19 protein-coding genes and 6 tRNA genes are annotated in these 18,196 nt (G+C 34.9%); 5 read left to right on the top strand and 20 right to left on the bottom strand.

Annotation, left to right across the window (positions count from 1 at the left end; translation table 11 throughout):
• Positions 1–38: 38 nt before the first annotated feature.
• The 3 genes from BME96_RS08880 to BME96_RS08870 all read right to left on the bottom strand — a co-directional run bounded on the left by BME96_RS08880 (position 39) and on the right by BME96_RS08870 (position 2,824).
• Positions 39–1,010, bottom strand: a complete 972-nt coding sequence (locus BME96_RS08880) for an ROK family glucokinase (protein ID WP_071648884.1) — start codon at positions 1,008–1,010, stop codon at positions 39–41.
• Positions 1,007–1,228: a YqgQ family protein gene (locus BME96_RS08875; RefSeq protein ID WP_060678446.1), complete on the bottom strand. Its 222-nt coding sequence runs from the start codon at positions 1,226–1,228 to the stop codon at positions 1,007–1,009. The genes BME96_RS08880 and BME96_RS08875 overlap by 4 nt, the downstream gene beginning before the upstream one ends.
• A gap of 138 nt (positions 1,229–1,366) precedes the next feature.
• A complete protein-coding gene (locus tag BME96_RS08870; protein ID WP_071648883.1) occupies positions 1,367–2,824 on the bottom strand; it encodes a spore germination protein in 1,458 nt (485 codons plus the stop codon).
• Positions 2,825–2,955: 131 nt separating this feature from the next.
• On the opposite strand from BME96_RS08870, the gene BME96_RS08865 reads away from it, so the two are divergent.
• Positions 2,956–3,813 (top strand): hypothetical protein, encoded by an 858-nt coding sequence (locus BME96_RS08865; protein WP_071648882.1) that lies wholly within the window; start codon positions 2,956–2,958, stop codon positions 3,811–3,813.
• A gap of 95 nt (positions 3,814–3,908) precedes the next feature.
• Here the strand turns inward: BME96_RS08865 and BME96_RS08860 are convergent, their stop codons facing one another.
• The 5 genes from BME96_RS08860 to rpmG all read right to left on the bottom strand — a co-directional run bounded on the left by BME96_RS08860 (position 3,909) and on the right by rpmG (position 7,689).
• Entirely contained in the window at positions 3,909–5,453 is a 1,545-nt protein-coding gene (locus tag BME96_RS08860) for a rhomboid family intramembrane serine protease (RefSeq protein WP_071648881.1), read from the bottom strand.
• A gap of 106 nt (positions 5,454–5,559) precedes the next feature.
• Entirely contained in the window at positions 5,560–5,748 is a 189-nt protein-coding gene (locus BME96_RS08855; RefSeq protein WP_019377951.1) for a hypothetical protein, read from the bottom strand.
• 62 nt (positions 5,749–5,810) lie between these two features.
• The gene (locus BME96_RS08850; RefSeq protein ID WP_019377952.1) at positions 5,811–6,824 is read right to left on the bottom strand and encodes a ThiF family adenylyltransferase; all 1,014 of its coding nucleotides are present in this window, start codon (positions 6,822–6,824) and stop codon (positions 5,811–5,813) included.
• An 8-nt stretch (positions 6,825–6,832) separates the two neighbouring features.
• Positions 6,833–7,399 (bottom strand): 5-formyltetrahydrofolate cyclo-ligase, encoded by a 567-nt coding sequence (locus tag BME96_RS08845; RefSeq protein WP_019377953.1) that lies wholly within the window; start codon positions 7,397–7,399, stop codon positions 6,833–6,835.
• Positions 7,400–7,539: 140 nt separating this feature from the next.
• Positions 7,540–7,689 (bottom strand): 50S ribosomal protein L33, encoded by a 150-nt coding sequence (gene rpmG / locus BME96_RS08840; protein WP_019377954.1) that lies wholly within the window; start codon positions 7,687–7,689, stop codon positions 7,540–7,542.
• Between the two features lie 177 nt (positions 7,690–7,866).
• Between rpmG and BME96_RS08835 the strand changes: the two genes are divergently transcribed.
• A complete protein-coding gene (locus BME96_RS08835; RefSeq protein WP_019377955.1) occupies positions 7,867–8,094 on the top strand; it encodes a hypothetical protein in 228 nt (75 codons plus the stop codon).
• Positions 8,095–8,109: 15 nt separating this feature from the next.
• Complete coding sequence (locus tag BME96_RS19975) at positions 8,110–8,622, top strand: endolytic transglycosylase MltG (RefSeq protein ID WP_019377956.1); 513 nt, start codon at positions 8,110–8,112, stop codon at positions 8,620–8,622.
• A gap of 33 nt (positions 8,623–8,655) precedes the next feature.
• Here BME96_RS19975 and BME96_RS08825 read toward each other — a convergent pair whose 3' ends face one another.
• The 11 genes from BME96_RS08825 to BME96_RS08775 all read right to left on the bottom strand — a co-directional run bounded on the left by BME96_RS08825 (position 8,656) and on the right by BME96_RS08775 (position 16,896).
• Positions 8,656–10,737 (bottom strand): peptidoglycan D,D-transpeptidase FtsI family protein, encoded by a 2,082-nt coding sequence (locus BME96_RS08825; RefSeq protein WP_071648880.1) that lies wholly within the window; start codon positions 10,735–10,737, stop codon positions 8,656–8,658.
• Positions 10,738–10,807: 70 nt separating this feature from the next.
• A complete protein-coding gene (locus tag BME96_RS08820; protein WP_071648879.1) occupies positions 10,808–12,079 on the bottom strand; it encodes an MFS transporter in 1,272 nt (423 codons plus the stop codon).
• 303 nt (positions 12,080–12,382) lie between these two features.
• Positions 12,383–12,994 carry a superoxide dismutase gene (locus tag BME96_RS08815; protein WP_040955307.1) on the bottom strand — a complete coding sequence of 204 codons (612 nt, stop codon included), beginning with the start codon at positions 12,992–12,994 and terminating at the stop codon, positions 12,383–12,385.
• Between the two features lie 340 nt (positions 12,995–13,334).
• A tRNA-Phe gene (locus tag BME96_RS08810) sits at positions 13,335–13,410 on the bottom strand.
• A 36-nt stretch (positions 13,411–13,446) separates the two neighbouring features.
• Positions 13,447–13,539 (bottom strand) — tRNA-Ser (locus tag BME96_RS08805).
• 9 nt (positions 13,540–13,548) lie between these two features.
• Positions 13,549–13,625: transfer RNA gene (locus BME96_RS08800), tRNA-Ile, on the bottom strand.
• 15 nt (positions 13,626–13,640) lie between these two features.
• Positions 13,641–13,716: transfer RNA gene (locus BME96_RS08795), tRNA-His, on the bottom strand.
• Positions 13,717–13,730: 14 nt separating this feature from the next.
• Positions 13,731–13,807: transfer RNA gene (locus BME96_RS08790), tRNA-Met, on the bottom strand.
• Between the two features lie 2 nt (positions 13,808–13,809).
• A tRNA-Asn gene (locus BME96_RS08785) sits at positions 13,810–13,884 on the bottom strand.
• Between the two features lie 470 nt (positions 13,885–14,354).
• On the bottom strand, positions 14,355–15,986 hold the full coding sequence (locus BME96_RS08780; protein ID WP_019377960.1) for a Na/Pi cotransporter family protein: 1,632 nt from the start codon (positions 15,984–15,986) through the stop codon (positions 14,355–14,357).
• Positions 15,987–16,263: 277 nt separating this feature from the next.
• Positions 16,264–16,896, bottom strand: a complete 633-nt coding sequence (locus BME96_RS08775) for an NfeD family protein (protein ID WP_071648878.1) — start codon at positions 16,894–16,896, stop codon at positions 16,264–16,266.
• A 76-nt stretch (positions 16,897–16,972) separates the two neighbouring features.
• On the opposite strand from BME96_RS08775, the gene BME96_RS08770 reads away from it, so the two are divergent.
• Positions 16,973–17,281 (top strand): hypothetical protein, encoded by a 309-nt coding sequence (locus tag BME96_RS08770; RefSeq protein ID WP_071648877.1) that lies wholly within the window; start codon positions 16,973–16,975, stop codon positions 17,279–17,281.
• Positions 17,282–17,306: 25 nt separating this feature from the next.
• Here the strand turns inward: BME96_RS08770 and BME96_RS08765 are convergent, their stop codons facing one another.
• The gene (locus tag BME96_RS08765; protein WP_060678402.1) at positions 17,307–17,687 is read right to left on the bottom strand and encodes a hypothetical protein; all 381 of its coding nucleotides are present in this window, start codon (positions 17,685–17,687) and stop codon (positions 17,307–17,309) included.
• 169 nt (positions 17,688–17,856) lie between these two features.
• Between BME96_RS08765 and BME96_RS08760 the strand changes: the two genes are divergently transcribed.
• The gene (locus BME96_RS08760; RefSeq protein ID WP_060678401.1) at positions 17,857–18,144 is read left to right on the top strand and encodes a DUF2624 domain-containing protein; all 288 of its coding nucleotides are present in this window, start codon (positions 17,857–17,859) and stop codon (positions 18,142–18,144) included.
• The last annotated feature ends 52 nt before the right edge of the window (positions 18,145–18,196 follow it).

Here is an 18,196-nt window from a genome sequence, read left to right as displayed (position 1 = left end):
TTCAAAGAATAAATATCAGTTAAATATACAGTATTGCTTTAAAACGTGAGATTTTCCTTTTTCTGTTTAACAAGAAAAGCAGCACCAATAATCCCTGCATCATTTCCCAGCTTAGCTGTTTTAATTTCGCAAATATCACTGACTCTTTTTAAGGCATATTTTTCAAATGCCATTTTTATTTCATTGATTAATGTATCCCCGGCTTTAGACACCCCACCCCCGATTAATACTTTTGATGGGTTTATAATTGTACCTAGATTTGAAATTAACAACCCTAACACGTCTGCAGTATGTCTAACTATTTTAAGAGCAGCTTTATCACCTTCCTCTGCGAAAATAAAGATGTCTTTAGCTGTAACAACACCTGTCTTCATGTAATGCTCTGCCATTCTGGATTGTTTGTCATGAGTAATTACATCCATTGCTTGCCTGACAATACCAGTTGCCGATGCTACAGTTTCCAAGCAACCAACTCTCCCACAATTACATTGGTATCCATTTTTATCAACAGTGATATGGCCAATTTCTCCTGCCATACCATTTTCTCCATTAATTATTTTACCATTGGCAATGATACCACCACCAACTCCGGTTCCAAGTGTTATTGCTAGTAGATTTGTCGCCTGATTGCCGGCACCCTTCCAATTTTCTCCTAACACAGCTATATTCGCATCATTTTCAAGGTAAACAGGAAGTCCAGATAGCTTTGTTAATATTTCTGCTAAACGATAATTCTTCCACCCGATATTTACAGCTTCATGTATGAAACCGGTATCCCCATCAATAAAACCTGGAGCTCCCACGCCTATACCTATTATTGTACGCTTATTTATATGTAAATCCTGCAGTTTTGTTTCAATAGCACTCCAAAGGTCAGAGAGAATAGAGTTTCCCCCGTTTGTCTTAACAGTTGGTATCTCCCATTTGTACCGGATATCACCTTCATTGGTAATAATGCCTATCTTTACAGAAGTTCCCCCTATATCCACACCTAATATATATTTACTCATTTGCTTTCCCCTTCCATTGCTTGTTGATCACGAATAATAGCCATTTCTTTTCTCAATAACAGCTTGGCACTTATGTAGTCCTCCTTCTGAATAAATCCATATTTTTGAAGCTCTTCAATTTCCATTTCCATGAGCTCTAAATCACCTATCTTATTCCCTGTATATATGTATGTTCCAAATTTTTTTAATAACTGACGAATATCGTACATTGATTTCATTTTTATCACCATTTTTATTATAGCAAATTTATTCACCTTCTGCTTCTGAAAAAATAGCTAAGGCATTTTATATTAAAACTTTTGTGAAGACAAATTCTCTATACTTTTATATCCATTAAAAAAGACCCTTCGCCTTTATTAACGGTCCGGGTCTTTAGGATGGAGAAATGTGGGCCTCCTATTTTTCAATGGAATCGGAGAACGAATAAATATATCTCTGAATGCTTTATAAGAAAATGGCAGGAATGGCCAAAAATAAGGGACTTTAAAGGAGTTCATCCTTACTAAATATAGAATCCATAAGCTAACCCCAAGCACATAGCCTGCAACTCCAAAACTCGCTGCCATTAGCAACAAGAAAATACGTACAAGCCTGTTCGCTAAACTCATTTCGTAACTTGGTGTAGCATAGGTGCCAATAGCAGCTACTGCAAGATATAAAACTACCTCGTAGGAAAACCAACCTACTTCAACAGAAACCTGCCCGATCATAATTGCAGCAACCAAGCCTAGAGCGGTTGCTAATGACGAAGGAGTGTGAATTGCAGCCATCCTTAATATATCTATACCTATTTCTGCAATTAAAAATTGAAATAATAAAGGGATTACTCCTGGTTCACTCGGGCCAATAAACTCAAGTGCATCGGGGAGTATTTCCGGATTTTCTGAGAATAAAAAATATAATGGGAGAATAAAAATGGAAGCCATAACGGCAATAAACCGTACTAGCCTTAAATATGCACCAACCAATGGCTTTTGACGGTATTCCTCTGCATGTTGCATATGATGCCAATAAGTTGCCGGAGTGATCATCACACTTGGTGAACCATCAATAATAAGCAGCACATGTCCTTCATATAAGTGGGAAGCGGCCGTATCTGGCCTTTCAGTATAGCGTACAGCCGGATATGGATTCCAATGCCTTCCACTTATAAATTCTTCAACCGTTTTTTCCGCCATTGGAAGACCATCTGTATCAATTGCTTTCAGTACTTTTTTTAAGTCTTCCACTCTTTCTTCCTCTGCAATATCTTCTAAATAACAGACACATACATCTGTTTTTGATCTTCTCCCAATTTGTAAATATTCCATTCGAAGAGAGCGATCTCGTACTCTTCTTCTGGTTAATGCCGTATTAAACACAATGGTTTCGACGTATCCATCTCTTGAACCTCTAACAACCCTCTCTAAGTCTGGCTCTTCTGGAGACCGTGCAGGATATGTTCTGGCATCAATTAAAATAATTTCATCAATTCCCTCTACTACTAATGCCGCGGGTCCAGCCAGGACAAAATCGGTAACTTTGTTTAAATCATCTTCCTTCTCTATTTCAACATAAGGAATGTAAGTTTTCATCAGTCTAGTGAGTGGATCCGGATCCAAATGTTCAGGTTCAAGTTTTGCCAAAAACTTCATAAGTAAATGTAATATATCATCTTTTACGAACCCATCAATAAAAAAGAAGGCCATCTTTCGACCAGCATATTCTAAATCAAGCTGAATAACATCGAAATTTTTATCAACACCAAGCCGCTCACGTAAATAAGAAATATTCTTTTTATAGGAATTAGAAGCTTCTTTTTTCTCTTTAGTCATTTTCTCACCCAGTCGTTGAGTAGTCTTACATTAATTTGCGCAAGTTCCCGGTGGTTATGCATAAAACAAGCATAAAGTATAGAACAAATTCATAGAATGCAGTAAGACAAGCATATAAAGGAAGCGATAAGATGTTTAAATGGATTATAACTATTACATTTGCTCTACTAATCAGTGTTATAACTATATATTTTATTAATGTACAAACAAAACCTGCCATTACATATTTTCCTGCTAATGAGGAAACTAAATTTACGGAAACAGAAACAAACTTGAAGTTATTTTCAGAAAAAGATAAGGATAAATATGAAATTAGCTGGACTAGTAATTCTAAAAGCGAAAAACCAATGTACCTTAGACAGGATGTGTCAATTTTATTTGAAAATGGCAGATTACGTGGTATGCGCAGTAAATGGGAACAGAACACTGATAAGATTTATATTAATGAAAAGATTACCCAGGAGGATAGTGGATATTTTCAAAGTGTATCCTATCATCATGGGGAAATTCATACAAATAATAACATAACGAGCATTCATAGACTATCTGGTGATAACCTTTATGTAATTGATTCCCCCACTACAGCTATAGATTCATTTAAAAAGCCTGAAAATAGATATGAAGAAGAATGGAAGCATCTACTAGACAGTATAACTAAACAACAGCTCCTCTTTCACTGGCACCAATTACTCAAGCATTTTTCGATTAAAAGCAAAGATTATTTAACTGTACCTTTAACTCAACTATCCAAATATAATGAAGAACCATTACCAAACCTTTCACAAGAGCAAACGGATAAAATAATGGGTCAATTATGGGAAGGACTTTATAAAAATTATGTTATTCCAATTATCAATAGTAACGAAGAAAAGGTACAGAGCTATATACCAATTGTTTTATTCTCCAACCAAGCTGATCATCTAATCGTACTTTTTGAAAGTAACGGCGAGAAAATGAAGCTAATCCAACGTTATAGTCCTATAAAATAAAAGACGCAAGGGAGCATTTTAGTTCTTAGCTGTGTTAACTGATACATTTAGCATTAGAACTAGTTTGGCTTTCCTTGCGCTTAGCATTTCCTGTTTTAATCTACTTTTTCTCCGGTTATTTGCTCATATAAATGAATAAAATCTTCATTTTCCGAGTTAAGCTTATAGGCTGTTCGGATCGCATCTTCCGCCTTTTTCTGTTCACCTGTATTGTAATAAACCAAGGCCAAATTATAGTAAGCTTGCGGAAATTCCGGATTGATTTTAACAGCTTCCTGTAAGTCCTGTTTAGCTTCATTTATTTTCCCAAGCTCAATAAAGGCATATGAACGCTGAAATAATATAGTCGCTTCTAAATCACCTTTTTTGTCTAACGAATCGGTAGCCAACTGGACAACTTCTTTGTATTTTTCTTCTTGCAAGTATTTTTCAATTTGAGTAAGTTGATAACTTTGGCTGTTTTGGTTGTTGGAAAAACCATAATAACCAATTCCAGTCAAAGCGAAACCATAAATAAGAATTGCTAGCACTTGTTTTTGAACATCCCTTTTCTTTGGTAAATGAGTAATAGAAGCAGCAATAAAGCCTGCTATTAATCCTCCCAAATGTGCTGCATTGTCAATTTGTGGTACCAAAAAACCAAATAAAATATTTATACCTATCAATATAAGCACGTTTTTCCCCATAGTTTGAAAGAAAATCTTTTTATAATGGAGTCCAAAAAACAGCAAAGCTCCAAACAAACCAAACAATGCACCAGATGCTCCAGCAGAAACATGTTGTGAGAAGGCAAAGCTCGCGATTCCCCCACCAATCCCCGCCAAGAAATAAATTACTATAAACCTCCAGGAACCATACATCCTTTCAACAGCAATTCCTAAATAATATACTGCCAACATGTTCATAAATAAATGCAATAAGCCGATATGTAAAAACATGGAGCTTACTATTCTCCACCATTCTCCTGCCATAATATCAGGATTATATTTAGCACCAAACTCAATTAAGGTCGGAATGGACTGACTACCACCATTGGCTTCCAAAAGGATAAATAGAAATATATTTACTGCCAGCAACAAATATGTCAAAAAAGGTTTACCGAAGGAAAGCACATTATTTTTTTCATCATGCTTTTGGCGCATTTCCTTGTGTAATTCATTTCTGAGGGAAACCGTTCTAGTTTCTCTTTCAGTTTCATCCAATTTTATACTGGGCATCTTCGTGATATCCAGATCATTAAATAACCTAGCCATTTCTTCTTCACTACTTGAATGAGATAAATAGTAAAGATTCATTTTAATTGAATTTTTTTCATTTAGTTTCATTGGCTTCTTAAGGATTTCCCAATCATCTACCGGATCATTCGAATGAACATATACATTGTGTATTTCAATATGCTTTCCCATTAATAATCGCTTCATCGCTTTTACTTTTTGAAAAACCTGTGCTATATCTCTCTTCAAATGATTTTTCCAATCAAATCCTTTATTTATTATCCGAATAACTTTTGAAACTTTATTTTGATACTTCTCTAACCATATTTCTTGCTCATTCTCATTAATATATAATACTTCATACCTTCCATGAAAAACTAAGTGATGGGCAATCTCATAGAGCGTGTGGCTTTCCTCCGAATACATATAAAAATTCCCCCTTACAACATATCATACCAAAACTTAATTTACTTTTCTTTAAAGAACAAAAAAGAAGCTGTTTCAAATCAACTTCTTTTTGTTTCAAATGTATTTAGTTTATTTTTGGTCCAAATAAATTCGGTAAAATTTTTGATCTGATTGCCGGCATATTCATCGACAAGTTTACTGCAATTTTACGCAAAACGCTTATTGCTAAAACTGTATTCAATATCCGATAGCGCCACCTGTAAATAACTGCAACCATTGTGAAGAAAGTAAAAATTAATGCAATCATTCTCATGTCCACACCTTCTTTTCTCATAGTGTTCTTAGTTATGACACAATGTAAAGAAAATATGCATGCTATGAACCAATATAACGATCATATACTGTCCTGGCGTAGACCTGATCCTCAGTCCCCTGAACAAGCACGCGACCATCCGTAAAGATCGTTAAACTAATTTGTTCATCAATTGTTACTTTTAGAAAAAAAGGTGTACGTTTTAAACTTTGGATTCCTGAAAACTTCGATTCTAACTGCTCCAAACTTACGTGATTCAATAGATGAATCTGTACTGTATTTCTGCCACAAAGGACAATTTCCTCTTCCTTTGCTTTTTTCTGTAATGCTGGATATTGATTTAACTGGCATGTGGGACAATTAGGATCAGGCTTATTCAATTTAATATCATATTGTTGATTAAACCATATGTCGAAGGAGCGAAGTGTATTCCTTAAATACTCTCCCCGGTTAGTTAAATACTTCAATGTTTCTGTCACTTGCAAGGAAGATACCATATCAACCACAGGGGAAATAACACCTACTGTATCACATGTTTGATTTCCATCAGACCCTTCTTTACTTAAACATCGTAAGCACGGGGTCTGTTTTGGCACAAAGAATGCTGTCATTCCTCGCGAGCTTACAACTCCACCATAGGAATAAGGAATATTTTTTTTAAAACAAATATCATTTAACAAATATCGAGTCGCAAAATTGTCTGTACCATCTAAAACCACATCTACGCCTTCCGTTAGCTCATCAATATTGTCACGAGAAGCATTACCGATAATGGCTTCGATTTCTACCATGCTATTTACTCTTTCTAATTTTCGCTTTGCAGCAATTGCTTTTGGGAGGGATTTCTCTGCGTCCTCTTCATCAAAAAGAATTTGTCTTTGCAGATTGCTTATCTCCACCACATCACGGTCCACTATCCTGACTTTTCCAACCCCTGCTCTCACCAATTGATTGCTGATTACCGTTCCTAATGCACCAATCCCTACAATCAAAACAGTACTTTCAGAAAGTCGCTGCTGACCTGCTTTATTTATTTGTTCAAATAAAATTTGTCGTGAATATCTGTTTATATCCATAAAAACCTCTACCTTATTGTATTAATAATATTTTTTTCAGTAATTAAATATTCTACAGGAATATCAAAGGATTCCTTTGGCAATTGACTAACAAGCTGTTTCTCACATAGCAAAGAAACAGTTGTATTCGGGAAATCTGCAAGAAAGCGATCATAATATCCTCCGCCAAAACCGACTCTAAATCCTTCTCTATCAAAAAGTAATCCAGGTACCATTAATAAATCAATTTGCTCTTTCAAAACATTCTCTGTTTTTTCTGGAATCGGTTCTAGTAAGTTATAATAAACAACCTCTAATTCGTTAAATGAAGTTATTTTATGAAAGTTAAGCAGTTTATCTTGTGGGGAGCACTTCGGCACACATACTTCTTTCCCCTGCGCCCAAGCAACCTCTATTATAGACTTTGTGTCCCATTCAAAACCTTGCGCCATTGTAATACCGATAACTGCTGCATTTTCCCAAAATGTACTATGTATTAGCTGTTCTGTTAATTCCTCTTCTATTTGCTTTCTTTTTGTTTCAGACTGACTTTTCAACATATTTATTGCATTAACACGTAAATCCTTTTTATTCATACGATCCACCTCACTCTATATCTAAGTATAACGTATTAACACGAAGTAACAAAGAACAAAAGCGTAAAGGACAAGTGAGCTAATCTGGAATGGATAATAAAAATAAAACCCTTATCTATTCCAGATAAGGGTTTTATGGGTTATTTTGTTTCACGATGTAAAGTGTGTTTTTTAAGACGTGGACAATATTTTTTAAGCTCAATACGTTCAGGATTTGTACGTTTGTTCTTTGTAGTAATATAATTACGATCTCCTGTTTCAGTACAAGCTAATGTAATGTTAACGCGCATAGTTTTCCCTCCAAACTTTTAAGCACTTGCTATTAAACAGCTTTCATTCATTTCAGACTTAATTATAATAGCAGATATTACGAAAACTATCAAGAATGTTGATAGAAAAAAATAAGGTTTCTTCTTTTATTATTCTATGATATAACTAATAGTGAATAAATAATGGAGGTAATACGAATGCTATATGCAATAATTTCCATCATTGGAATAGGATTAGTACTTTTTGTACTTTCTTTCTTTATGAATGATAAGTTTCAGGAATTAGAAAACCAATTAGAACAATTCTCTATGTCAACCATGCAGGATACATACCAGATGAAAAAGAAAATTAAGATTCTCGAAGAAGAGCTGTTGACTGAAGAAATACATCCTACCAGTCGAGATAAACAGAATAATATTCTTTAACAAAGGAGAAACAGAATGAAACAACCAATAAGAGCATTTGCCATCGGCTTATTAACTTCAGGGGTAATCATGTTAATTGGCTTCTTTTTCTGGGGAACGACTTCCGCCAAGGATGAAATGACTGCTGAAGAAATGATTCCGCTCGTTAAAGAAGAAGGATATCATGTTTTATCTCAAGAAGAATATATTTCTTTATCTGTAGAAAAAGACAAGCAACGAACAGATAAAAAGGAAGAAAATTCTTCAGAAAAGAAAACGGAAAATAAGAAAGAAGAATCCGATGATAAAAAGCAAACAGATGAAGAAGAAGCTTCAGATAAACCAACAAAGTACAAAATTAACATTAAGCCAGGAATGGCTACCTCAGAGATAAGTAATTTACTGGAAGAAAAGAAAATCATTAAAGATTCCGGTAAATTTGATAAGTACTTAGAGAAAGAAAATTATAGCGAAAAGGTACAAATAGGTGAGTTTGAAGTTTCCAGTGATATGAGTTTTTATGAGCTTGCCGAAAAGATAGCAAGATAAAAAAAGAAGAACCTAACACAGGTTCTTCTTTTTTTATTCCTTCATTTCTTCTTTATCTCTTTCTTCCTTCAAATCAAAATACGTATCCATAATGCGTTGACCAATGATTTTGCTGAGTGGATGTAAATTTTTTACTTTACCAGAATTCGGTGCAATCACCGCAAAAGCAATCTCCGGGTCATCAAATGGGGCGTAGCCAATTAGAGAGTGATTTTCAGTTTTATGAAGTATTTCGGTTTCACTATCAAAATAAAAACTTTGAGCTGTTCCAGTCTTACCAGCAGGGTTATAATCTTTCCCTTTAAAGTAACCAGCAGCTGTTCCCCCTGTTTCCTGGTACACTCTTCGGAAACCTTCTTGCACTCGTTCAATATAGGAGTTCTTCATTTGGATACGATTAAGTACTTCTGTCTCTTCACTTCTAATCATTGATCCCAATTCTCTCTCTGTTTCACTCGGCTTACGCACTTCTTTTAGAAAATGTGGACGGACACGATAACCATCATTTGCAATTGTTGACACATATTGAGCTAACTGCAGAGTTGTATATGAATCGAACTGCCCGATAGCATAGTCCATTAGTAAACCTGGACCAAGATCACTACCTTCATATCCGGTGCTTTCAAATGGAAAATCCACTCCCGTTTTAACTCCTAATCCAAATTGTTGGAAATAATTACGCATTTTTTGAAAACCTTCAGGATTAAATGCAGCCTTACTTTCGTCAGGGAATGGATAACGGTTCTCTCCACCCATTTTTAGGGCGATATAAAACATATAAACGTTTGAAGATCTTTTTAATGCCTCATAATCATCCACCAAACCTAAGTTATTATAAGAGCCCTTTTTTTTCGTGTCGGCAATTTTAATGGGCCTATCATAGAAACTCTGCCCTGGTGAAATAACCCCTGATTCGTAACCTGCTAACACAGTGGCTCCCTTCACCGTTGAACCAGGTAAATGAGCATCATACAAGGCACGAAACGAATTATTCTCATATTCTTTTTTGTCATCATTGTAGTGTTGACCACTAACTGCTAAAATTTCGCCTGTTTTTGGATTCATTACAACAGCAAGCGCATCATCCATATAACGGTTTGCAGCCCAATGTTTATTTTTAGCTGTCTTTAATTCTTCCCGAACAATTTTGTCGACTTCTTTTTGGAATTCCATATCGACAGTAAGGATTAAATCTTTTCCTCTTTCGCCTTCTACAACCGTTTCCGAATCAATTACTTGACCATTTTTCGTCGTTGTATATTGGATTTGTTCCTTTCTGCCTCGAAGCAGGTCTTCATAGTACTCTTCCAAACCACTTCGTCCGACGCGGTCATTTCTGCTATAACCTCTTGTTAAGTAATACTGTTCTTTATCTGCAGGTATCCCCTGCTCTTGTGATGTGATCGATCCTAACAAGCTAGAAAACGTATCCTTATACGGATATTCTCTATTCCAATCCGTTGTAGCATTAACCCCTGGTAATTTGTCCAGATGTTCTGCTACCCTTGCATATTCCTCAGGAGTTACATCTTCATTTTTAATAATCTGTGGTGTTAAGGAATACGCCTTATCAAGTTCTTTTTTTATAGCAATTACTTCAAGCTCCTGCTTGGAAAAGTCACTAATTTCCTCTTTGGTAATTCTGTCCAATATTGTTTTATACTGCTCCGAATTAGACATATCCGCAGCCTCTTCTTCTGAGAGCCTTTTATCTGCTTTTTTCTTATTTAAAAGATACCAATATTCCTTCTTATTTCGCTCGGTAATACTATCTAAGTAATCTTCTGAGTCCATAGAAATTAATTCTGCCAGCTTTTGAGCAACCTCTAAACGATCTTCTGCCTGTACGCCTTTAGCTGGAGTATAAGTGATTGAATACAACGGCTTATTATCAACAATCACATCGTAATTACTGTCATAAATCTTCCCTCTAGGTACTGGTATTTTAGTTGTGTCCTTAACCGTTCGTTCTATCTCTTTTTGAAACTCTTCCCCATTAAGTATTTGTACAACACCTAACTGTAAAATCAATACAGAGAACAATAGAAAAATCACAAAGAATAAAATATTTATTCGGAAGGGAAGCTGTTCCTTCTTTTTTCTTTTTCTCGCCATTATTTCTCCCCCATATATTTAACATAGCTTTCCACTCATTATAACATCATTTAGCTAATAAAAAATAGCGTTAACGGTTTTTTTCATCCGTTATTTGCTCTTTAATTAATACCTCTTTTTTTCTTTTGGTACCAAGATAGACATTCCTTGTAAAAAGATAAATAAAAATATGACCTGTTCCAAACAAAACCAGCAATATTGGTATTACCTTTTCTGCTGGATATAAAGAAACTGCAATTAAAAAGACTAAAATAGATGCAACTCTGCCAATATTCACAAACAACTCCCGTACGACAATATACTCTACACGGAGGTCTTTTGCTTTCCATGCCTTTCCTATTACATCATAGGTCATAGAGACATATGGCACATTAATAATCGGATAAGCTATTCCAATGAAAAAAGCGTATATGATTAGTTGAAAGTAACTAATATTAAATAAAATAATAAAGATGGAGAAATAAAGTAATAAACCTCCGAGCAAAATTGCTTTTTTTCGCATGTGGATCTTAATAAATTTTGTCGCAACAAAATAAAAGATAAATGATAAGCCGGAAAGTACCAAATTGAACATTCCAAGAGAGAATTCACTGCCAGTAATTAAAAAAACCCAAATGGTGATTACAAAGGCAAAGATACCTTCTCTTAAGCCTTGAAAAATATGCGCATATAATATTCTTCCCCAGTTTTTATTATGGTGCCTTTCTCTTAAAATACGTTTGAAATGAAAGTTACCTTCTGCCTGTCTTCGATTTAAAAAGAAACTGCAAACTACGGAAAGGATAAATAATGTGAAGGAAATAGAGAAGATAGTTGTATATCCAATATTTGCTTCCATTCTGGCAATAATAATACCCGCAAGTAATGGACCGATCATTCCACCAAATGATTGCAACACACCTAAAAATCCATTAAAAAAATCTCTTGTCTCCGGTTCCGTTATTTCAAAGGTCAGCACATTAAAGGCTAGCCAATAAAAACCATAACCTATCCCTAATAAGCTTCCTAGCATAAAGTTATACTTAGATGAGGCTTCACCAATTAGTAAGACACATAAAAAGAAAAGAGATAGAAAAGTGACCCCCAACCGTAACACAATTACACGATCCACTTTTTTAGCAATTTTACCAGCAACGATAAATGTAACTGGCTGAAAAAGAAAAATTCCCAAGTTATAGACAGCTATTGTCGTATAATCTCCTGACTGTTTCCATAAATATACATTTACAAATGTATTGGAAAGGAATATACCTAACGAATATAATCCGCCAATCACCAGTAAAAATAATAAATCTCTATTAATATCAATTTTATTATGAATGAATTCAAATCTCTTTCCCATAACCAAACTCCTTTTTGTATCACTCATAGTTTGGGCAAAAGAGATAGAGATATTCAATTTATAAGGAAAAGGGCCAATATAGGCATCTAAAGGACACAAACGTTACCTAAAACGGTCATATTAGGAGTAAAAAGCGCCTCTAATGGTGACGCAACAGTGCAAATGTATCGCCGTAGCTATACATGAACTTTATAGGGGGGGCGAGTGCTATATATTATTTTCCGAATTGCTTATGTAAACATATACTTGAACCGCAAAATAAAAAACGCGTGACTCATTCACGCGTTTTTTAATCCTTAAAGCTTATTTAGCTTCGTTGTAATTCTTTTCTACTTCATCCCAATTAACTACATTCCAGAAAGCTGAAATATAATCAGGACGCTTATTTTGATATTTTAAATAGTAAGCATGCTCCCAAACATCAAGTCCCAAAATTGGTTTCTTTCCTTCCATTAATGGGTTATCTTGATTTGGAGTACTCATAATTTCAATTTCTCCGTTATTTACTACTAACCATGCCCAACCTGAGCCAAAACGGCCAGCTGCTGCTGCAGCAAATTCTTCTTGGAATTTTTCAAAGCTGCCATATTTATCATTAATTTTATCTGCAACTTCCCCTGTTGGTTTCCCACCGCCATTTGGAGACATTAACTTCCAGAAAAGACTGTGGTTTGCATGACCGCCACCATTATTACGAACTGCTGTGCGAATATTTTCAGGAACTGCATCTAAATTGCTGATAAGGTCATTAAGAGATTTGTTTTTAAGATCCTCGTGACCTTCCAAAGCACCATTTAACTTAGTCACATAAGTGTTGTGATGCTTCGTATGGTGAATATTCATTGTTTCTTTATCAATAGTAGGTTCTAGCGCATCATACGCATATGGTAGTTCTGGTAATTCAAATTTTGCCATGTTTATCGTCCTCCTCTAAAATAATTTCTTATTAAAAGGATTGAAAATTCACCCTTTACATTTTTAGATTATCAGAGGTCCTACCCACTTGCAAATAATATGCATGGATAAATAAGGAACAAAACGCAAGCCATTTCAGCAGAGCGAAAGTAGCCACCACAGCTATACATGAAAGTTGAGTGGATGCTATATATTTTTTTCAAAACAGTTATTAACCGTACTTCTAGTTAATTCCAAGGCTATCTATTTTCCGTATCATTGAATAGTCCTAACTAACAGATTAGAACCTTAATTTCAGTATTTTTGATAACAAAAAAACAAGCAACCGCTTGTTAAAAAATGGTGGCTCGGGACGGAATCGAACCGCCGACACAGGGATTTTCAGTCCCTTGCTCTACCGACTGAGCTACCGAGCCAAATATTATGTTCAACTTTCTTCAAATAAATATGTATGGAGGAGGAAGAGGGATTCGAACCCCCGCGGGCTTTGACACCCCTGTCGGTTTTCAAGACCGATCCCTTCAGCCAGACTTGGGTATTCCTCCGAGTTTTTATGGTGGACCCTGCAGGACTCGAACCTGCGACCGATCGGTTATGAGCCGATAGCTCTAACCAACTGAGCTAAGGGTCCGTGTTTTAAATTTTATGGGGCGACCGGTGGGGATTGAACCCACGAATGCCGGAGCCACAATCCGGTGCGTTAACCACTTCGCCACGACCGCCATGATTATTCTTTTGGTAGCGGCGGAGGGGATCGAACCCCCGACCTCACGGGTATGAACCGTACGCTCTCGCCAGCTGAGCTACACCGCCATTGGCTCCACAGGTAGGATTCGAACCTACGACCGATCGGTTAACAGCCGATAGCTCTACCACTGAGCTACTGTGGAATAAAAAATATAATATTTCATTTAAGCATTCTTACAGCATTTAAAATAACAGCAACGAAATATAATTTACCATGTTCAACAAAATATGTCAACAACTTTTTTTATAAAAGTTATTTTCATTATCAATTATGTAGTACGTGTGTCTTGGAAACAACAATATATACTATAGCATGGACAATTATGAATTTCAATATAAAATTATAAAATTAATAAAATAAATTTTGGATAGCTAATGATGATATCCATACATTATTTACTATATAAGCTAAAATATTATACAATAAGCAATTATTTACTTACAAATTTAATGATTAATCTGTTGATAATTTATCAATAAATATATTTTTTCAGCACTTTAAAAGCAGAGGGTTGTCCTCCCTCTGCTTTTAGTTGCTTATCGAAGCAAGGCCCATCAACTTCTGTTAAAGATTACCTGTTTAGCCTTTCTGCTTCAAAATGAATTAGTTTATTCACTCACCTAGAACTTCTTCTGCAATATTTACTGCATGATCGCCAATACGCTCAAGATTACTAATAATGTCAACAAATACAATACCAGCAGATCCTGTGCATTGGCCTTCATTCATTCGGATAATATGTTTTTTTCTGTAGTTTCTTTCCATCTTATCGATTTGATCTTCTTTTTGAATTACTGCCAAGGCTGCTTCGCGATCCATCTTATCTAGAGAATCTACTGCTTGCTTAACCGTAGAAATCGTTAAATCAAACATATCGTTAAGATCTTCTTGAGCTTTTTCTGTTAAATTTACTTTATTTGATATTTTATAATCAATTAACTCAATAATATTCTCAAAATGGTCGCCTATTCTTTCAATATCCCTTACAGAATCCATTAGCGCAGTATGCTTAGCACTCTCAAACTCAGATAGTGAACCTGAAGAAATATCAATTAGATAATCTGTAATTTTTCGATCCAGATTGTTAATCGCGCCTTCTACTTGCATCGCAATTTCTGAATGCTTTTGTTGATGTGTATTCAAATACAAGTTTGTTTCTTCCAAACCTTTAGATGCATATTCACCCATACGAATAACTTCAGCTTTTGCTTGATCTAATGCTAAAGTGGAAGATTGCTGAATAAAGATTGGATTAAGATGCTTTGGTTTAAATTCGACAATAGTATCTTCGCCAGGAATGATTTTAGTTACAATCCATGCCAATGCCCCAATAAAAGGAAATTGAATTATTGTATTGGTAATATTAAAACTTCCGTGTGCGAATGCAATAGTCATTTCAGGGTTTAAGTTAAGCTGGGTTTGCAAATAAATAATAAGCTGGGTAAATAAGCCTAAAAAAACCATGAATATAGTAGCACCAACTAAATTGAAGATAACATGTGTGTATGCTGCTCTTTTTGCAGCAACTGAAGCACCAATCGATGCAATAATTGCAGTGATTGTGGTTCCGAGGTTGTCACCAAACAAGACAGGTAAGGCTGCTTTTAAATCAATTGCTCCCTCAGAAAATAAACCCTGCAATATTCCGATTGTGGCACTGGAACTTTGTACAATAAGTGTGAAAACAGTTCCAATTACTACCCCCAGAATTGGATTTGAGCTCATGTTTACGGTTAATTCATGGAAAGATTCTAAAGAACGAAGCGGAGACATACCACTGCTCATTAGTTCCAAACCAAAAAATAAAGCACCAAAGCCAAAGATTGTTTGTCCAATTGCATTGACTTTTTGATTGCTAAAGAAAAATAGCAAGAAACAACCTACAGCAATAATAGGTAATGCATATTCTCCAATGTCGATACCAATAATGAATGCTGTAACTGTTGTACCTACGTTTGCTCCCATTATGACGCCAATTGCTTGTCTTAAGGTCATAAACCCAGCATTTACAAGTCCAACAGTTAATACAGTAGTACCTGAACTACTTTGGATAAGAACAGTTACTATAATTCCAGCAAGTACTCCCATAAACGGATTACTTGTAAATTTATCAAGTATATCTCTGAGTCTGTCTCCTGCTGATTTCTGCAAGCCCTCACCCATATACTTGATCCCGAGAAGGAAAATCCCCAGACCACCAATAAATTCAAACAGCAATGCTTGTATATCGATTTCCACGTACATACCTGCCCTTCATTTTACAAATGTAGAATATTGTCGTAATTCCTTATCCATTATTAATTATTTGTTTATAGTTTGTAAAGGCTCTTACCATATATTTAACATAAAATTTACAATCCATTTAAGTATCCCCTATTAGTTACTACCCTATATATTAATTTTCATTCCGGAAAGTTAGTTAGAAAAGAGATAATAATAAGATAATTGAAATGAAAAATACTATACTTTTCCATACGCAAAAAATCCCTGCTCAATATATGAGGCAAGGATTTCTCTTTTACTAATTAGTTACCTTTTCAACAAGTATTTTTGTTCCGTCCACTTGGCTTACAAGAACTTCAGTGTTTTTTGCTATCCATTGACCATTTGAAACTGCACTGTAATCTTTTTTATTTATTCTAATTGTACCAACTGGTCTCATATCATTTAAAGCTATACCTTTCTGTCCGACTAATCCCTCATACGTATTATTCATGGAATTATAACCGGCTTCTTTGGTTAACTGATCTTTTAGTGTAATTTTACTCCACATATCCCTTCGTTTAAATACCTTTAAAAAGAACAAGGAGAGACCTCCACCAATTAAAACACCTAGAACAGCATATAGGCCTGTTGTTAAATCAGGAGCAGCTAAAGCTACAGAAGTAAGCATGCTCGCGACGCCTAAAGTGGCCAATGTGCCATCATTCAAAAGCTTTCCATCTATAATGATAAGTAATAATCCTACAAAGTAAATAATAAGCATAATAAAAAAGGAGCCTGTATCAACATATGTTGCAAAATAGATGGTAATAAAACCAATTCCCAACAAAGCAAAAATTCCTCGCATATTTACAATAACTTCTCCAATTAAAAATAAAGTACCTAAACATGTAATAATAAATCCAATCCATGCTAACTCAAAGATCTCCATGTTATGACCTCCTTTCTTTAAATCATACGTTAATGAAATGAAAATAGTTTCAAAAAAGGAGAATGAACTAAGGACCATGAAGAAACTATTCCTATATCTTATTGTACTACTCTTTATTATGAGTGTGTACAAAGATTTAACTGTTGGCTTAAATCCCATTCAACCTAATAAAGATTCGCTATTAAGTTTTACTGCAGTTCAGGTTTGGGTAGACGAAGATGATACTGTATTATCTGTTATCAGAAATATAAATGATGAAAAAAACTCAGCTACAATCAAAGAAAAAATGGCTATAAATGATTTTAAAATACTAAATCCACACGTAAACCCAAGAGAGTTGAAAAAAAATATGTATTACTATTTTCCTCTTTACACACAAAAATAAGGGCTGAATCCCAGCCCTTATTTCTTTATACAAATGGCAAAATAAATAAGGAGATTAAAATAGAAACTGCTCCAGCACCAATGGCAATATTTCCGAGTGTATCCGCATTACGTCCTCTCGAAATAAAACCAAAAATGATACCAGCAGCCCCCAAAATTACTGGCCACATGAAAAATGAAATAACTGATAACACAACTCCTATCCATCCGTACATGGTATTCGTTTCAGTACCTGTATCCTCATTCTGATCAGCGATTGTGTTATAGTCTTCAGCTGTTAATTCTGCAGCAAATTCTTCGTCTCTGGTACTGTCAGGTTGTAAATCTAAGGCATCATTTGTTGCTTGGTCTCCATGTTCTGGTGGTTTTTCTATTTGATTATTTTTATAATCCTGAAATTCATCCATTCCTATAACCTCCTTTTTTTGAGGTGCAACTATAGTTTATGGAAAGAAAAACGAATAATTTGTGTTAGTTTATGGAAATTTCTTAGAAAGACAAGTAAATTTTTAAATTATACTGAATAAGATAAATTAGCACGTGTTAAAACTAATTTACTTAAAGGAGTTATTTTACATGTCCACCTTTATTAAAGGACTCATCAAAAATAAACTTAAACAACTTACTGGAGATGAATTGATTAATTACGGAAAGGAATACGGTTTTGCAATAAATCAAACGGAGGCAAAACAGATTATAAATTATCTTCACAAAAAACCAATTGATCCTTTTACAAGTAATGGAAGAGAAATAATGTTTAGAGATTTAGCAAGGATTACCAATTTGGAAACCGCAAGGAAAGCTCAAAAAGTTTTTTATAAACTAATTAAATCATATGGTGTAGAACATTTATTTAAAGAATAATGACAACAACTGGATACTATGAAGCCAGACCCATGTCGTTCTGTTTGTTGAT

The sequence above is a fragment of the Virgibacillus halodenitrificans genome (assembly GCF_001878675.1).
In the GTDB taxonomy this organism is placed as follows: Bacteria; Bacillota; Bacilli; order Bacillales; family Amphibacillaceae; genus Virgibacillus_Q; species Virgibacillus_Q halodenitrificans.
The sequence above is the reverse complement of the archived record's forward strand: the minus strand, read 5'-3'. Positions and strand labels throughout refer to the sequence as shown.

Excerpts from the sequence above, each read along its gene's own strand:
- BME96_RS08845 (WP_019377953.1), bottom strand. The coding sequence starts at position 7,399 with ATGAATAAAAAGGATTTACGTGTTAATGCAATAAATATGTTGAAAAGT.
- BME96_RS08775 (WP_071648878.1), bottom strand. The coding sequence starts at position 16,896 with ATGGAGATCTTTGAGTTAGCATGGATTGGATTTATTATTACATGTTTA.
- rpmG (WP_019377954.1), bottom strand. The coding sequence starts at position 7,689 with ATGCGCGTTAACATTACATTAGCTTGTACTGAAACAGGAGATCGTAAT.
- BME96_RS08870 (WP_071648883.1), bottom strand. The coding sequence starts at position 2,824 with ATGACTAAAGAGAAAAAAGAAGCTTCTAATTCCTATAAAAAGAATATT.
- BME96_RS08860 (WP_071648881.1), bottom strand. The coding sequence starts at position 5,453 with ATGTATTCGGAGGAAAGCCACACGCTCTATGAGATTGCCCATCACTTA.
- BME96_RS08770 (WP_071648877.1), top strand. The coding sequence starts at position 16,973 with ATGAAGAAACTATTCCTATATCTTATTGTACTACTCTTTATTATGAGT.
- BME96_RS08825 (WP_071648880.1), bottom strand. The coding sequence starts at position 10,737 with ATGGCGAGAAAAAGAAAAAAGAAGGAACAGCTTCCCTTCCGAATAAAT.
- BME96_RS08780 (WP_019377960.1), bottom strand. The coding sequence starts at position 15,986 with ATGTACGTGGAAATCGATATACAAGCATTGCTGTTTGAATTTATTGGT.
- BME96_RS08880 (WP_071648884.1), bottom strand. The coding sequence starts at position 1,010 with ATGAGTAAATATATATTAGGTGTGGATATAGGGGGAACTTCTGTAAAG.
- BME96_RS08855 (WP_019377951.1), bottom strand. The coding sequence starts at position 5,748 with ATGAGAATGATTGCATTAATTTTTACTTTCTTCACAATGGTTGCAGTT.
- BME96_RS19975 (WP_019377956.1), top strand. The coding sequence starts at position 8,110 with ATGAAACAACCAATAAGAGCATTTGCCATCGGCTTATTAACTTCAGGG.
- BME96_RS08820 (WP_071648879.1), bottom strand. The coding sequence starts at position 12,079 with ATGGGAAAGAGATTTGAATTCATTCATAATAAAATTGATATTAATAGA.
- BME96_RS08835 (WP_019377955.1), top strand. The coding sequence starts at position 7,867 with ATGCTATATGCAATAATTTCCATCATTGGAATAGGATTAGTACTTTTT.
- BME96_RS08865 (WP_071648882.1), top strand. The coding sequence starts at position 2,956 with ATGTTTAAATGGATTATAACTATTACATTTGCTCTACTAATCAGTGTT.
- BME96_RS08815 (WP_040955307.1), bottom strand. The coding sequence starts at position 12,994 with ATGGCAAAATTTGAATTACCAGAACTACCATATGCGTATGATGCGCTA.
- BME96_RS08875 (WP_060678446.1), bottom strand. The coding sequence starts at position 1,228 with ATGAAATCAATGTACGATATTCGTCAGTTATTAAAAAAATTTGGAACA.
- BME96_RS08760 (WP_060678401.1), top strand. The coding sequence starts at position 17,857 with ATGTCCACCTTTATTAAAGGACTCATCAAAAATAAACTTAAACAACTT.
- BME96_RS08850 (WP_019377952.1), bottom strand. The coding sequence starts at position 6,824 with ATGGATATAAACAGATATTCACGACAAATTTTATTTGAACAAATAAAT.
- BME96_RS08765 (WP_060678402.1), bottom strand. The coding sequence starts at position 17,687 with ATGGATGAATTTCAGGATTATAAAAATAATCAAATAGAAAAACCACCA.